This window comes from Erwinia sp. V71 (assembly GCF_965644245.1).
Lineage (GTDB): Bacteria > Pseudomonadota > Gammaproteobacteria > Enterobacterales > Enterobacteriaceae > Erwinia.
This window is the reverse complement of record NZ_CBFFRK010000019.1, coordinates 1-14588: the sequence shown is the minus strand read 5'-3', so window position 1 is coordinate 14588 and position 14588 is coordinate 1. Positions and strand designations below refer to the sequence as shown.

17 protein-coding genes are annotated in these 14588 nt (G+C 55.1%); 6 read left to right on the top strand and 11 right to left on the bottom strand.

Going from position 1 to position 14588, the window contains the following annotated elements:
* Window positions 1-18: 18 nt before the first annotated feature.
* Genes thiK through hinT form a run of 4 tightly spaced genes read right to left on the bottom strand, consistent with a single transcriptional unit; the run spans window position 19 to window position 2176 of the window.
* Entirely contained in the window at window positions 19-846 is an 828-nt protein-coding gene (gene thiK / locus ACSZO1_RS06765) for a thiamine kinase (RefSeq protein ID WP_437610800.1), read from the bottom strand.
* Window positions 830-1426: a penicillin-binding protein activator LpoB gene (gene lpoB, locus ACSZO1_RS06760; RefSeq protein WP_437610798.1), complete on the bottom strand. Its 597-nt coding sequence runs from the start codon at window positions 1424-1426 to the stop codon at window positions 830-832. Before lpoB ends, thiK begins: the two co-directional genes overlap by 17 nt.
* An 11-nt stretch (window positions 1427-1437) precedes the next feature.
* A complete protein-coding gene (locus ACSZO1_RS06755; protein ID WP_437610796.1) occupies window positions 1438-1809 on the bottom strand; it encodes a YcfL family protein in 372 nt (123 codons plus the stop codon).
* Window positions 1810-1825: 16 nt separating this feature from the next.
* Complete coding sequence (gene hinT, locus ACSZO1_RS06750; protein ID WP_437610794.1) at window positions 1826-2176, bottom strand: purine nucleoside phosphoramidase; 351 nt, start codon at window positions 2174-2176, stop codon at window positions 1826-1828.
* Window positions 2177-2547: 371 nt separating this feature from the next.
* On the opposite strand from hinT, the gene ACSZO1_RS06745 reads away from it, so the two are divergent.
* Window positions 2548-4137: an MFS transporter gene (locus ACSZO1_RS06745; RefSeq protein ID WP_437610792.1), complete on the top strand. Its 1590-nt coding sequence runs from the start codon at window positions 2548-2550 to the stop codon at window positions 4135-4137.
* A 13-nt stretch (window positions 4138-4150) separates the two neighbouring features.
* On the top strand, window positions 4151-5290 hold the full coding sequence (locus ACSZO1_RS06740; RefSeq protein ID WP_437610789.1) for a glycoside hydrolase family 88/105 protein: 1140 nt from the start codon (window positions 4151-4153) through the stop codon (window positions 5288-5290).
* Window positions 5291-5331: 41 nt separating this feature from the next.
* Here ACSZO1_RS06740 and umuC read toward each other — a convergent pair whose 3' ends face one another.
* Window positions 5332-6594: a translesion error-prone DNA polymerase V subunit UmuC gene (gene umuC, locus ACSZO1_RS06735; protein WP_437610788.1), complete on the bottom strand. Its 1263-nt coding sequence runs from the start codon at window positions 6592-6594 to the stop codon at window positions 5332-5334.
* A 436-nt stretch (window positions 6595-7030) separates the two neighbouring features.
* Here umuC and ACSZO1_RS06730 point away from each other — a divergent pair, with 436 nt between their 5' ends.
* Both ACSZO1_RS06730 and ACSZO1_RS06725 read left to right on the top strand, forming a co-directional pair.
* A complete protein-coding gene (locus ACSZO1_RS06730) occupies window positions 7031-8392 on the top strand; it encodes a phophatidylserine decarboxylase associated domain-containing protein (protein WP_437610786.1) in 1362 nt (453 codons plus the stop codon).
* Window positions 8393-8410: 18 nt separating this feature from the next.
* The gene (locus tag ACSZO1_RS06725) at window positions 8411-10075 is read left to right on the top strand and encodes a dipeptidase (RefSeq protein WP_437610784.1); all 1665 of its coding nucleotides are present in this window, start codon (window positions 8411-8413) and stop codon (window positions 10073-10075) included.
* Window positions 10076-10233: 158 nt separating this feature from the next.
* On the opposite strand, the gene ACSZO1_RS06720 is transcribed toward ACSZO1_RS06725, so the two are convergent.
* From ACSZO1_RS06720 to ACSZO1_RS06700, 5 genes are all read right to left on the bottom strand, one after another.
* Window positions 10234-10524 (bottom strand): helix-turn-helix domain-containing protein, encoded by a 291-nt coding sequence (locus tag ACSZO1_RS06720; RefSeq protein ID WP_437610782.1) that lies wholly within the window; start codon window positions 10522-10524, stop codon window positions 10234-10236.
* Complete coding sequence (locus ACSZO1_RS06715; protein WP_437610779.1) at window positions 10521-10853, bottom strand: type II toxin-antitoxin system RelE/ParE family toxin; 333 nt, start codon at window positions 10851-10853, stop codon at window positions 10521-10523. Before ACSZO1_RS06715 ends, ACSZO1_RS06720 begins: the two co-directional genes overlap by 4 nt.
* Before the next feature lie 162 nt (window positions 10854-11015).
* Window positions 11016-11447, bottom strand: coding sequence for a translesion error-prone DNA polymerase V autoproteolytic subunit (gene umuD, locus ACSZO1_RS06710; RefSeq protein ID WP_437610777.1), 432 nt, complete (start codon window positions 11445-11447; stop codon window positions 11016-11018).
* A gap of 132 nt (window positions 11448-11579) precedes the next feature.
* Window positions 11580-11903 (bottom strand): AzlD domain-containing protein, encoded by a 324-nt coding sequence (locus tag ACSZO1_RS06705; protein WP_437610774.1) that lies wholly within the window; start codon window positions 11901-11903, stop codon window positions 11580-11582.
* On the bottom strand, window positions 11900-12571 hold the full coding sequence (locus tag ACSZO1_RS06700; protein WP_437610772.1) for an AzlC family ABC transporter permease: 672 nt from the start codon (window positions 12569-12571) through the stop codon (window positions 11900-11902). Before ACSZO1_RS06700 ends, ACSZO1_RS06705 begins: the two co-directional genes overlap by 4 nt.
* Before the next feature lie 96 nt (window positions 12572-12667).
* On the opposite strand from ACSZO1_RS06700, the gene ACSZO1_RS06695 reads away from it, so the two are divergent.
* On the top strand, window positions 12668-13216 hold the full coding sequence (locus ACSZO1_RS06695; protein WP_437610770.1) for a helix-turn-helix domain-containing protein: 549 nt from the start codon (window positions 12668-12670) through the stop codon (window positions 13214-13216).
* A 115-nt stretch (window positions 13217-13331) separates the two neighbouring features.
* A complete protein-coding gene (locus tag ACSZO1_RS06690; RefSeq protein WP_437610768.1) occupies window positions 13332-13895 on the top strand; it encodes a flavin reductase family protein in 564 nt (187 codons plus the stop codon).
* On the opposite strand, the gene ACSZO1_RS06685 is transcribed toward ACSZO1_RS06690, so the two are convergent.
* Window positions 13890-14417: an N-acetyltransferase family protein gene (locus tag ACSZO1_RS06685; RefSeq protein ID WP_437610765.1), complete on the bottom strand. Its 528-nt coding sequence runs from the start codon at window positions 14415-14417 to the stop codon at window positions 13890-13892. The two genes, ACSZO1_RS06690 and ACSZO1_RS06685, sit on opposite strands and share 6 nt — an antisense overlap.
* Between the last annotated feature and the right edge of the window lie 171 nt (window positions 14418-14588).

The following is a 14588-nucleotide window of genomic DNA, read 5'->3' as shown; positions in this document are numbered from 1 at the left end:
CCGCAATGGCGACAAAGGTTACAACCTGCGCCAGCTCTCGGCCGCCAGCTGTTGCAGCCGGGCATCGCCACTCTGTTCCGCACGCAGCTGATACCAGCTGGCCATTAACAGGCGCAGCCACGGCTGCCAGCGCTGTATCTGGCGCGCCAGCAGAATAGGGTCGAGCTGATTACGGGCGGCGTAATCAGCCAGCAACCGCTGGCACTGCGACGCATCAAGCGCGTTTGCGGCGATAATTGCCGCCAGTTCCAGCGCGATATCCCCGTCACCGGCGTATTCCCAGTCAATCAGGCTCAGCTGAGTGTCACACAGCAACAGGTTACCGGCATGGATATCCATATGCAGCGGCGCCAGGCGCAGCGGCCGCGGTTCGCCCTGCCGCGCCAGTTGTGTTAAGGCACGCAACCAGCGCACATTGCGCTGGCGGCACAGCTGCCAGTAACGCTGTAACAGCGCCAGCATCTGCAGCGGATAGCCGCTCAGCGGCTGGTGGTGCAGCTGGCTGATCAGCGTCACCAGTGCGGGGAGCTGCGCCGAAAACTGGCTGGCATCGAGCACCTCTCCCGGCCGCCACGCCAGCAGCAGCCACGGGTGCTGATAACCATATACCTGCGGCGTCAGTCCGCTGGCGGCAAGGCGCTTCAGCAGCCGGTATTCGCGCTGACGGCACACCGCGGGGATTGGCAGTTCAGCCTCACGCCGCGCCAGTAATATCTGCTCACCGACCATCACTTTGCCGGTTAATCCGGTCAGTCCATGCAGCGCAGAAAAGCAACCGGCGGCCTCAGCCGCCGGAAACTGCCTGCGAATTAACTGCCGCAGGGCAGGATCAATGCTGTACGTCACCGTTGCCTGACCAGATAATTTCCCCGGTCTGCACCAGCATCAGCTGCATCTGCAGTTCAGGCGACTTAACATCCCCTTGTGCATTGCTGTACAGCACATACTGCGCGCCGACATAACGCGCCAGGCCAATTGCCTTGCTGCGTGAAGTCAGACTGTCGTCTGGCGACAGCCCCAGCGTCTGCTTCGCGGTGCTCAGCTGTTGTGGCGTGACCAGGGTGAATTTGCCGTTGTTCGCCAGCGCATTTTGCAGTGACGTGGTGGCTTTCGCCGTCTGCAGGCTGCCATTGGTGCTGTTTTTAATCCGGTCAACCAGCAACACGCTGCCCTGGGTGACCCCTTCCGCCTGCAGCATCTGCGCCACCAGCGGCTGTACGCTGGCATCCCAGTTAATGGTCACGATTTTCGGCGGCTGCGGCACCGGCACACCCGGTTGCGGCTGCGGTACCGGCTGAGTCGGTGGCGCAGGTTGCGCGGGCTCGACAGGCGCAGGCTGTGCTGGCTGTTGCTGCTGCAGAATACAACCACTGAGAAGCAGCCCCAGCAACACCACGCCGGAAAGTTTAACAATACGGCTGTTCACAAATATTCCCCTTACAGATAGAGATAGAGTCGCACTTTGCTGGCCGTCAGATTACCCAGCTGTGACGCAATTTCGATTTTCGCATGTGCAGGCACCAGCACCGTACGAGGCGCTTCAAAGGGCTGGATCTCCAGCCCTTTATCGTCATACCAGTAGAAGCGATAATTCAGCTGCACCGGTTGATCCTGCTGATTAAACAGTACCGTTGCCGCACGCTGCTGACCATCACGTTCACTGATGGTCGGCGCATCGGTGGTGATCCCTGCCGACAGTACCGCCGACTCCATCACCAGCGGCTGCGACGTGTTAATCATCGCCCGATCGTGGCTGCAGCCCGTCAATGCCAGCAGTAACGGAATGGCCGGGAAAAAAAGTCGCTTCATGGTATGACCGCCATTATCAGTCCAGCAGCATCGGCCCGAGCGGGCGACCACCCACCAGATGCATATGAATGTGATAGACCTCCTGACCGCCATGCTGATTGCAGTTGATAATCAGACGGTAGCCATCTTCGGCAATCCCTTCGTCTTTAGCGATTTTCGCCGCAACGGTAATCATACGGCCCAGCGCCTGCTCATGCGCGGCCTCAACCTCATTAGCGGTCGGGATCAGGACATTAGGAATGATCAGAACATGAGTTGGCGCTTTTGGCGCGATATCACGGAAAGCGGTCACCAGCTCATCCTGATACACAATAGTGGCCGGAATTTCGCGGCGAATGATTTTACTGAAAATGGTTTCTTCAGCCATGGTGCAGTTCCTTAGCGGGTAAACAGGTTACCGCAGTATGAGCGAGAAATTTGTTTCCTTTCAACCTTCAGGTCACTTTTCTTTTTCCCTCTGCCTGGCTTTACACCATTTCTGACTCTGCCTGACGCAGGTCCGCTCTTTTTTGTGCAACGCCCCACATTTTCGACACGAACAACCATTAAAAATAAAACAATGTTTTATAAATTTAGAGTCTGGTCAGGTTGCTCTTTGTGTTTTTGCCACTTTCCACCCTCTCTTTGCAAAATCGCGAAGGTTTAGCCGCCACTTCCGCTCTACTTTCATGCCAATCCGTCTGAGTTGTCCGGAATCCGTGCTGTTTCATTACAGGTTATCTTCAGGGAGTATTTATTATGCCCGCACGTAAGATTGGATTAGCGAATTACCTTGCCTATGGTTCTGGCGATTTTCTCGGTGCAGGCACCACCGCGCTGACCGCCGCCTGGCTGCTCTACTTCTACACCAACTTCTGCGGCCTGACGCCGATAGAAGCCACCTTTATCTTCGCCATGGCGCGCGTGCTGGATGCGGTGATCAGCCCGCTGATGGGTTTTCTCACCGATAACTTCGGTTCCACGCGCCTCGGTAAGCGCTTTGGCCGCCGTAAATTCTTTATCCTGCTGGGTATTCCCTGCGTGTTCAGCTACAGCCTGATGTGGGTTGGCGATATGAGTTATCTCTACTATCTGCTGACCTATCTGCTGTTCGACATCGTCTACACCATGATTCTGGTGCCGTATGAAACACTGGTGCCGGAAATGACTGACGATTTCAAAAAGAAAACCAAATTCTCCGGTGCGCGCATTGCTCTCGCCCAGCTCTCTGCCATTCTGGCCGCCTTCCTGCCGGGCATCCTGCTGGGTATTTTCGGCAAAGATAATGCTATCTCCTTCTTCTACTCCAGCCTGGTGTTCTCGGTGATTTGCGCGCTGGTGCTGACGCTGGTGTGGTTCTTTACCTGGGAACGCGATCCGGAAGCGTTTTCCGCCGAATCACGCCGCGCTGAAGAAGAGAAACGCCAGCTGACGCTGATGCAGAGCCTGAAGCGACTGTATGTGGAACTTGCATCGACCTTCCGTATCCGTATCTTCCGCCAGCATCTCGGCATGTATCTGGGCGGCTATATCGCGCAGGATGTGTTTAATGCGGTATTCACCTGGTATGTGGTGTTTGTGCTGATGCAGAGCGCACAGCTCGCATCGAATCTGATGGGCACCATGGCAATCCTGCAGTTTATCGCGGTAATGGGCATGATCCCGCTCTGTATTCGCCTCGGGCCTGCCCCCTCTTACCGCCTGGTGGTGGTTCTGTTCGGTTGCAGCGCCCTCTCCTATGCCGGACTGTGGTATGCCGGGATGAATGACAACCTGTCGCTGCTGCTGGCGATTTCCGCGGTGGCGGGGCTGGGACGCGGCGGCATCAACTATGTGCCATGGAATATCTACACCTATATCGCAGATGTCGATGAAGTGATCACCGGGCAACGCCGTGAGGGGATCTTCGCCGGCATAATGACCCTGACACGTAAAGCGTCGCAGGCCGGTGCCGTGATGCTGGTGGGGATTGTGTTGCAGCTCTCCGGCTTTGTCTCCGGCCAGACCAGTCAGAGCGAAACCGTGTCCCACACCATTCTGCTTATTCTGAGTGTCGGTACTGTCGGCGTCCTGACGATCGGCTTCTTTATCTCGTTGCGCTTCAGGCTCAACCTGCAGACCCACAGCATACTGCGCGAAGAAACCGTAAAAATGCGTGAAGCGGGCCGCACTGTACCGGAAAAGATCACCCCGCAGGCACGCGCCACCGTCGAACTGCTGGCCGGTATCCCTTACGACAACTTATGGGGAAACAACAATATTGGTTTCCTGAATCGCCATAAAGCGCCTGCGCCATCACTGCCTGCACACCAGGCGGACGCAACGCCGATGACTCATTCGCTGAAATAATAAGGATCGAAACATGACGATATTCCCGGTAAAACAGAGCGCGTTACTGCGCCAGCCCGAATTTCTGCTGCCGCGCAGTCAACTGACGCAGCTGATTGGCAAACTGACCGACAATCTGGTGAATATCACCGACGACAGCGGCGAGTTCTTACTGCGGCTGGATGATGGCCGGGTGATTGATACCAAAGGCTGGGCGGGATGGGAGTGGACGCACGGCATCGGCTTGTACGGTATGTACCATTATTATCAGCAAACCGGCGACCAGAAGACGCTGGCGATCATCGACGACTGGTTCGCCGCACGACTGGCGGAAGGGACGCCAACCAAGAACGTCAACACCGTCTGCCCGTTCCTGACGCTGGCGTATCGCTATGAAGAGACGCGCAATCCGGCGTTGCTGCCGGTGCTGGAACGCTGGGCGGAATGGGTGATGTATGAGATGCCGCGCACCACGCGCAACGGCCTGCAGCATATTGTCTACAACAATGAAAACCACCAGCAGTTGTGGGATGACACCCTGATGATGAGCGTGCTGCCGCTGGCCAAGATCGGCAAACTGCTTGACCGCCAGGAGTACATCGAGGAGGCCAGCTACCAGTTCCTGCTGCATGTCCAGTATCTGATGGATCGCCGCAGCGGCCTGTGGTTCCATGGCTGGACCTTCGACGGTCAGCACAACTTTGCTGAAGCACGCTGGGCCCGAGGCAACAGCTGGCTGACTATTGCTATCCCGGAATTTATCGAACTGATGGCGTGGCCGGAGAACCATGCCACCCGGCGTTTTCTGTTACAGACGCTGGAAACGCAGATTGCCGCACTGCAGCAGCACCAGCATGAAAGCGGACTGTGGCATACCTTGCTGGACGACCACAACAGCTATCTGGAAGCGTCTGCCACCGCCGGTTTTGCCTACGGCATACTGAAAGCGGTGCGTAAGCGCTATATCGCACGCGATTATTTGCCGATGGCGGAAAAAGCGCTGCAGGGCGTGGTGAAACAGATTAATCGCGACGGTGAACTGACGCAGGTATCGTTTGGCACCGCGATGGGCAACGATCTCGATTATTACCGCCAGATCCCGCTGACGTCGATGCCCTACGGCCAGGCCATGGCGTTGCTGTGCCTGACGGAATATCTGCGGGTGTATTTGTAACCGACAGTGCAATACCGGGCGTGCCCAGGTTCGCCCGGTTATCAGCTCGCACGCGGTAAATCACTGAAGCGAGTGGTATAAGCTGGCGACAGCATCTCGCGTTTCATCGCCCATGGCTGATGGAAACCCTGCCCGGCAAACCACAGTTTGCCTTTACCCTGCTGGTTCACCTTATCAATCACCTGCATCAGCGCACTGCTGTTCGCTCTGGGCTGCCACTCATCAAACAGATTGAGCTGCGCCACCCCCTGCGAAAAAAAGTCACCGAGTACCACACCCGCTTTCATATAGCGGTGCCCTTCCGCCCAGATCCGGTCGAGGCAATCCATGGCAACACGAATAATATCGCGCGTATCCTGGCTGGGAATGGCAATACTGCCCTGCGCCTGACGGGTATAAAACACTTCATCTGTCGCATGGGGACTGGTGCGAATAAACACCCCCACCTGGCGGCAGTATTGCCGTTCCGTGCGCAGTTTTTCCGCCGCCCGCTCCGCATAAGCGCAGACCGCCTCGCGCATCGAGGTGTAATCGCTAATACGTGAACTGAAAGAACGGCTGCAGAGGATTTGCTGTCTGGCGGACGGCACATCATTTGCCAGCAGGCAGGGTTCGCCGCGCAGTTCACGCACCGTGCGCTCCAGCACCACATTAAAGTTTTTACGAATAAAGGCGGGAGAGCTTTCCGCCAGTTGCAGCGCCGTTTCGATCCCCATCAGTTGCAGGCGATTGCTGAGCCGCCGCCCGACACCCCAGACCTCGCCCACCGCCACTCGCGCCAGCAACCTGCGCTGTAGCGTAACCCGGGAAAGATCCAGCACGCCTTTTTCCATCTGCCACGCTTTCACTGCATAGTTCGCCAGCTTGGCCAGCGTTTTGGTTGGTGCAATGCCGACCCCGACAGACAGATGAGCCTCTTTCGCCACCCGCTGACGTACCTGCTCGCCAAACTGGAGCAGCGACTGACAGTGACTGACGCCCTGCAAACAGAGGAACGCTTCATCAATCGAATAGACTTCAGTCGCCGGAGCCATCTCTTCCAGGAGGCTCATCACCCGATGGCTCATATCGCCATACAGGGCATAATTTGAGCTAAAAACATGGACCTGATGGCGTTCGAACAGCGCTTTCTGTTTGAAATATGGCGCTGTCATGCTGATACCCAGCGCCTTCGCTTCAGCATTGCGCGCAATCACGCAGCCATCGTTATTACTCAGCACCACAACGGGCTTGCCGCGTAAATCCGGCCGGAACACGGTTTCGCAGGAAGCATAGAAATTATTGACATCGACAAGTGCGAACATGATAACGACCAACATAATTAATACTGTATATAAAAACAGTATTTATCAGATAAGCGTTAGGATCAAGCGCTTCAGCATGCGGAACCGGAAAGTGGCTGATTCTGCAGAAAACAATCTTATTGCTGGCAGAGTCTGCTGCCATGGCGTATTCCCGCCAGTCAGACACCAGCAGCGGCACCAAATTGTTAAATATTAATTAACATAAATCGCCTGAGCTTTTTTTACCCCACCGCTTACAGACCGGGAATAACGATATAAATCGTTATATTAAAATAATTAAATTAGTGATTTATTAATAAGAGAATATTTTTTAACCATATTTTTGATAAATAATTCTTCAGGATTGATACTCACTGGCGACGGGTGTCAGAACCCGGCTCATAACCGATGTAGTTGTTTCCAGTCTCAAAGGATTTCATAGGGGGAAGCAGTGAAAATGCATCAGACATACGATCAATTCCAGATTTTACCTTATCCAAGCAGCCTGAGAAGTGGCTGGCTGCCCGCACCAGAAAGTGATAGCTGGCGCGCGTTCCACGAAGATATTGCACAGCGTATAACCAAAGCCGGTAAACTGGCGCCCGTCGTCCAGGACCTGCTCGATTTTCTGCATAATGAACCGATTGCCGCGTATCTTGTTCAGCAAGCCTGCCGGCAGAACCTCACCATACGCAGAACGCCCGATCTCGATACCGACGGCGTACATATTCCGCGCATTCCTGATGCGGATTATTTTGCCGCGGTGTGTAATGTGCTGCTGAACTGGTGGCCACGTTTCGTCAACAATGATCTGGTCGGCCTGCCGTTTTCTGCATTTACCGTGGGTATTGATCCCACGCTGGCTGGCTCGACGCTGCTCGGTCTGCCGCAGTTCAACGAGAAAATGCGCGCGGTGCTGAACGAGTGGCACAACTACCTTGCCACTCCCGCCTCAGGCGCCGGTTTTAGCGTGGAAGGCGAGCAGTGGCTGTCGCCCGATGCGAAAAAAATGTACCAGTTTGATTTATGGAAAAAGGACAGCGAGAAACTGCCTTACTGGACATCGTGGAACGCTTTCTTCACCCGCGAGTTTAAAGATCCGGCAACTGAACGCCCGATTGCTGACTCGGACTCAAACCAGACAGTGATCTGCCCGAATGACGGTTCACTGTTCCGCTGGGACTGGAAGGTGGCACAGGATGAACCTTTCTGGTTCAAGGACATGAACTATTCACTGCGTGATATTCTGAGTTCATCCGATCCGGCGCAGCAGGCCATCATCGACCAGCACGGACTGGTAGAGATGTTCACTGGCGGATATATCTTCCAGACCTATCTTAACCCTTACAACTTCCACCGCTGGTGGGTGCCGGTTAACGGTGAAGTGCTGTTCGATCCCCTCTGCATCCAGGGGGCGTACTTCAACAAACTGGTCCTGCCTGACTTCGGTGGTGCGACCACCGCCTCACTGCCTTATCTGTGCGAGGTCAACGCTCGCGGGCTGATTGTCTTCAAAACCCCTGATTATGGTTACGTCTGCTGCATCCCGCTTGGGATGAGCGAGGTTTCCACCATCGCCTTTGACGCGTCGATGAAAAAAGGGGCTCAGGTGAAAAAAGGCCAGGAAATGGGCATGTTCAACTATGGTGGCTCGTCGTTTGCCATCATCTACCAAAACCTGCCCGACAAGCAGCTGGTCTTTATGGATGCCAAAGGTCAACACTATCCGCAACGCCCGGTACTGCCAACCAGCAGTGCAGGCACGGGCGGTAATGTGACCAATATTGGCGCACAGATTGGCGTCTGGTATTCGCGTTAAGCGAACAAGGAAAATACCATGTGCACAACCATGATTTTTACCTGCGGCGCCTGCGCTGACGGGGCGATGCGCGTGACCCATTCGGACGATAACGAGCTGTCTGACCAGCGGCTGATCTACGTTCCGGCGCAGGATCATGCGCCGGGCGCGACCCGGGGGGTAGTGGATGGCAGTAATGACGCTTATCCGCGGCTGGTCAGTACGGAAAGAGGTCCGAATTATCAGCTGGCGGACTATCCTGAAACGCCGCTGATTGGCCGGATTCCGCAGGTGCCACATACCTGGGCCTACTATGACGGCAGCTATGGCGTCATGAATGAACATAACCTGATGTTTGGCGAATGCACCAACGGCGCGAAGTTCCAGCCCGGCCATGTCTCGCAGGAGGAAGCCCACCAGAGTGGTAAGCAGTGCCGCCTGTTCTACAGCGCCGAACTCTCGCGTATCGCACTGGAACGCTGCACCAATGCGCGTGACGCAGTGGTGCTGATGGGGCAGCTGATTGACCAGTATGGTTATTTTTCCACTGGCGAAACGCTGCTGGTCGGTGATGAAAAAGAGGCATGGGTGTTCGAGATGTGTGCGCTGCCGGATGAAAAGTATCACTCGGCATGGGCCGCTCAGCGCGTACCTGACGGGCAGGTCTTCGTTGCCGCCAATGAATTCCGCATCCGGTTGCTTGAACCCGGTAATCCGGACCAGCTGTGGTCACCTCTGCTGGAACCTGGCGCGGAAAAAATCGGCTGGTGGAAACCCTCTGACGGGCCGCTGGACTGGCTGCCAACGGTAAGTGAGGGGGAATATTCTCACCCTTACTACTCGCTGCGGCGGGTGTGGCGGGTGTTCGACCGCGTGAATCCTGACCTTGGCCTGAGCCCATGGGTGAATGGCAAAGGCTATACTACCGACTATCCGTTTTCGATCCCACCGTCACAACCACTGCAACGGCGCGAAATCTTCGCGCTGTACCGTGACCATTATGAGGGAACAGAATTCGATTTGACGCAGGGGATTGCCGCCGGACCTTATGGCGATCCGAACCGTTTTATCGGCCCTTATGACGGTGCACAGAACAACGTGTCCAGCGAAGTTCTGTATGGCGCATGGGAGCGGGCAATCTCTATCTTCTATCAGGGCTATATTTCGGTATGCGAAGTACGACCTGATGCGCCGGAACTGACAAAAGGTGTCTGCTGGTTTGGCCCGGATGTCGCTTACTCCACCTGCTTTACGCCTTTCCCGGCCAAAATGGCGTCGCTGCCTTCCTGCTACCAGACCGGTGATCCGCAGATATTCAGCCGCGAAGTGGCATGGTGGGCTTTCGACTTTGTCGCCAACTGGGCGCGGCTGAATTACCAGCGTATGTGCCGCGTCGATATCCTGCCTCTGCAGCGCCATCTTGAAGAGAAAGGAGAAGCCGCGCTTGTCGGATGGGATGCCGCAGCCGGTTCTCTGGACAGCCACCGCCTGACTGAGCTGGCTTCCACGCAGGCTGAAGAACTGGTCGCCCAGTGGTGGCAGCTGGCCGATCGGCTGATTGCTAAATATTCGGATGGCTATGTCAATGGCGGCACCGGCAAACCACAAAACCCGGCCCCCGTCGCCATTGGTTACGCCTCCGAATGGCTGGGTAAGACGGATTACCCGCAGGGCCCGACCAGCTATGCGATGCACCTCAAATAGGTAAAGGGCTTAACCCGGACGCGCCGCTCACCAGCGTGTTTCATCCGCTCAGCCATTGGAACAGTGTAACGTTCCAGTGGCTTTTCTTTATCAGCGTTCCCTGTCGGCTGGCGATACAAATCGCCGCAATCAGTGAAGATCAGGCGGGCATCGACCAATCAGGCGACCGCCGGTTCACTGATCTCAATATGGGTAATGTACATCCCGGCATGCGCCATAATGGCAATCAGCTTATCGACGCTAAACAGGTGAATTTTACCGCGCGCCAGTTCTGACACCCGCGGCTGGGAAATGCCCAATGCCTGAGCGACTTCCGCCTGCGTCATACCACTTTTCGCGATCCATGCATTCAGGGCAATCATCAGCTGAGAGCGGATTTTCATATTCTCCGCGTCCTCATGACTGTCACTGATCGCATCCCAGACGTTATCAAAGGTTTGAATTTTCATTTCTTCCTCTCCTGCAGCAAAAACGTATAACGCTTTTTCGCCAGCTGAACATCAGGCAGACTGGTCGCCGTGGTTTTCTTCTGAAAGCAGTGCAGGACGTACACCGCCTCCTGAAATTTCGCGACATACATCGCGCGGTAAATACCGTCATCATCCTTCACACGGATTTCATTCACGCCCAGGCCAACAGCGGCAAAAGGTTTCCAGTCCGTCGGGTTAACGCCCTGCTGTACCCGATCCAGCTGATGGCCCATTTCCTTGCGGGCATCGTCAGGAAAAGTGCGCAAATCATCCAGGCTGCTGTCCAAAAATCGCAGTAGTTTTCGCATCCGTTGCTCCATTATACTAAATTACGTATAAAATCCAATACACCGGAGCAGATATACGGGCAAAGCGCCAGCGCAGCAAGGCAGCTCAGGAGAGACTTCGGCAGGGCTCGAAAAAATGGTGCAACCCGCATGGGGTTGCCAGGAGGAGGAAGAAGAGAGAACTTACGCCGTTCCCCCTTCAATATTTTTAATCACAAACGTCACTACGCCAAACACATCCAGTCCCTGCTCCATATCCAGCAGAATCGGCATATAGGCGCGGTTCATCGGCATTAACTGCGGAGATTGACCCAGCAGTAACTTTTTCACCGTAAACTCGCCATCCACTGCCGCTACCACGATGCTGCCGTGCTTCGCCTGTAACGAGCTGTCAACCACCAGCATATCGCCATCGCTGATGCCAGCATCGATCATCGAATCTCCCGTCACCCAGACAAAATAAGTGGCGCTCGGATGGCGCACGCACAGCTCGTTCAGATCGAGCGCCTTTTCGACATAATCCGCCGCCGGTGACGGAAACCCACACGGCACTTTTTCCAGAAATAACGGGAGAGGTTGCATGGCTGGCAGCTCGGCTGCGCGTACGATATTCATGATACGGACCTGTGAGATAACTGTATTTATATACAGTATTATCATTTTATCTGTAGTGCTCAACTGAATTTTTACACCCGCAGGTTAGTGCGCTGATCGGACAGTAAATTTAGTGCTCCCTGCCCTCCGGCATTAGCTGATCCCTGACACGCGCAGCAGTGCAGTGACCGCCGCCGCGGAGAGAATGATCACCATCAGAGAAGCCTTACGCCAGGCAAGAAACAGTGCACAACTCACCCCCGCCAGGCGGGCAAAACCGGCAAAGTGCTGTCCTTCGAACAACGTGACGGTGGCCGCCACCGCCAGCAGCAAAGTGGTGGCGGCATCAGAGAGCAGCGCCTGAGCAGAGGCCGATAAATGGACCCGGTTGCCAAGTTTACAACCCGCCAGCCGCAGGGCATAAGTCCCCAGAGCCAGTAACGCAATCCCCAGGATAACCAGATAGTGGTGACTCATTGTGCTCTCCTGCGTACCAGCAATCCGAGTAAAGAAAACAGCACCGGCATGCCCACTGGCAGCAAAGGCACACTTGCCAGTGCGATCAACGCACCCGACGACGCGGAAATCAGCGTCGTCAGTTTTTTCAGCGAGGAGAAAATCAGCGCCAGCAGAATTGCCGGGAACACAGCATCGAGGCCAGTTGCGTGTGTATCCGGGATAAACTGTCCCAGTGCAGTACCGAGTATCACGCCCAGTGGCCAGCACAGCGCGATCCCAATACCACACAGCCAGTAAGCAGCTTTACGCTGCGATGTGGAGGATTGTGCAAGACCAAACACCACACTTTCGTCATTCATGATATGGCAGCCGAGCAATCCGCGTTGTCCACGACCAACCAGGTCGCGCACCGCAATGCCAAACGGCAGATGGCGGGCATTGACCAGAATACCTGCAGCCGCTGCAGCCAGCGGACTACCGCCTCCCGCCACCATGCCGATAAAGATAAACTCTGACGCCCCGGCCAGTACCAGTAATGACAATGACAGTGGCACCCAAAGCGGAAAACCGTAACTGCTCGCCAGCGAACCGTAAGATATTCCCACCAGACCATCCGCCAGGCAGACGAGTGCGATAGCCTTAATCACACCGCCATTCAGTGAAGATAACCCAAAAAGACGCATCATATTTATCTCATAACGAACGAAACTCCATTATAATGAACACCTGAAAATCGTTTTTCAAGTCGAACGAAGCGTTCGATATAACAAAAAGAGCAATGTATGACGCAACCTATTGCTATTATCGCGAAAGGACTGGTGCGAGAACGCCAGCTGGCGGGTTTGTCACTGGCTGAAGTGGCGCGCCGTGCCGGAATCGCCAAGTCAACCCTGTCGCAACTGGAAGCAGGTAACGGTAATCCGAGTCTGGAAACCTTATGGGCACTGTGTGTGGCGCTAAATATCCCTTTCGCCCGTCTGATGGAGCCACAAACCAGTAAAACTCAGGTGATTCGTCGTGGTGAAGGGCCGAGGGTGGTTGCTGAGCTGGCAAATTATCAGGCAACATTACTGGCGACCTGTCCTCCCGGCGCGCGACGTGATATATACCTGCTGACCACCCAGCCAGGTGCAGATCGCTTATCGCACCCTCATCCGCCAGGGTCAGTGGAACATATCATTATCACTCAGGGGCGTGCGCTGGTGGGGCCACAGGAGGCGCCAGTGGAGCTGAATGCGGGTGACTATATCTGCTATCCGGCGGATCAGGCGCATATTTTTAAAGCGCTGGAAGCCGATACGCTGGCAGTGCTGGTGTCAGAACAACAATAAATCCTCCGGGCAGGAAGTCTGGCAACAGGCTTTCCTCTCCCGTCTCCCGCTGCGCTGGCAATTTCCCGCATGTTTATCACACTTAGGGTTATCCTGAACACGTTGCGGAGGCGTTATGGCAACTCACAGCAGTAAAATTGATTTTCCCTGCGGCCAGGTCAGAAAATATCTCGAACCGGGCCCGGTTGTGCTGATCTCATCCCACTGGCAGGGTGAAAACGACATTATGACGCTGGGCTGGCACACCATTATGGAATTTTCGCCATCGCTGGTGGGGTGCATGATCTCTGCTGGCAATCACAGCCATCAGCTTATTCGTGACAGCCAGCAGTGTGTGATTAACCTGCCAACAGCCGATATGATCGATAAGGTAGTGGCAATTGGCAACAGCAGCGGCAGCGAGGTGGATAAATTTGCCGAAAACCAGCTGACGCCAGCAGCCGCCAGTCTGGTGAAAGCGCCGTTGATTGACGAATGTTTCGCTAATTTCGAATGCCAGCTGTATGACGATGTGCTGACAGATCGTTATAACTTCTTTATTTTTGAAGTGGTCAAAGCCCATGTCCGCCCGCAGCCAGAATTCCCGCCAACCCTGCACTACACTGGCGATGGTGTGTTTAATGTGTCCGGCGAACAGTATCTGAATAAGCGTGCTGATTTCCGGCCGTGGATGTTATAGGTCGGCAGGCGGCAGGCTGCTGTCCCCTTCCCCCAGTGCACGCTGCAGGAATACCGTATCCACCCACTGACCGTGCTTCAGGCCAACCGAACGCAGCGTGCCGCAGTGCTGGAACCCCAGTGCGCGATGCAGCCCCAGCGATCCCTGATTGTCGCTGTTACCGACATTCGCAATCAGCTGACGATACCCCTGCTGTTCCGCCCAGCGGATGGCCTGCTGCAGTAACGCTTTGCCTATGCTACGCCCCGTGTAGTGCGGGTCGACATACACCGAATCTTCCAGCGTGTAACGGTAAGCATGGCGCGTACGGTAGAAAGAGAGATAACAGTACCCCACCACACGCTGGTCGATTTCCGCCACCAGCCAGATTAACCCTTCCAGCTGAATCTTCGCCAGACGGCTGGCCAGCTCAGCACAGGAAGGTGGCGAGGTTTCGAAACTGGCGAGCCCGGTGTTGACATGATGGGCGTAAATCGCCTGAATGGCAGGAAGATGACTTTCGTCGGCAGCAATAATATTCACGGCAGTTTTTTTCCGGTAGTTTGAGCTGAAGAGAGAGTAACGCATTCTGACCCGCAATCTTAGTGGCTAAAACTTATGATCCGTATAAGGAAAAGGGCGGATTCAAGTTCGAAGTGCAACGCTAAGCCGCCTGTCTTAACTCTGCAAAGACCACTGAAGGCTGCCGGAACC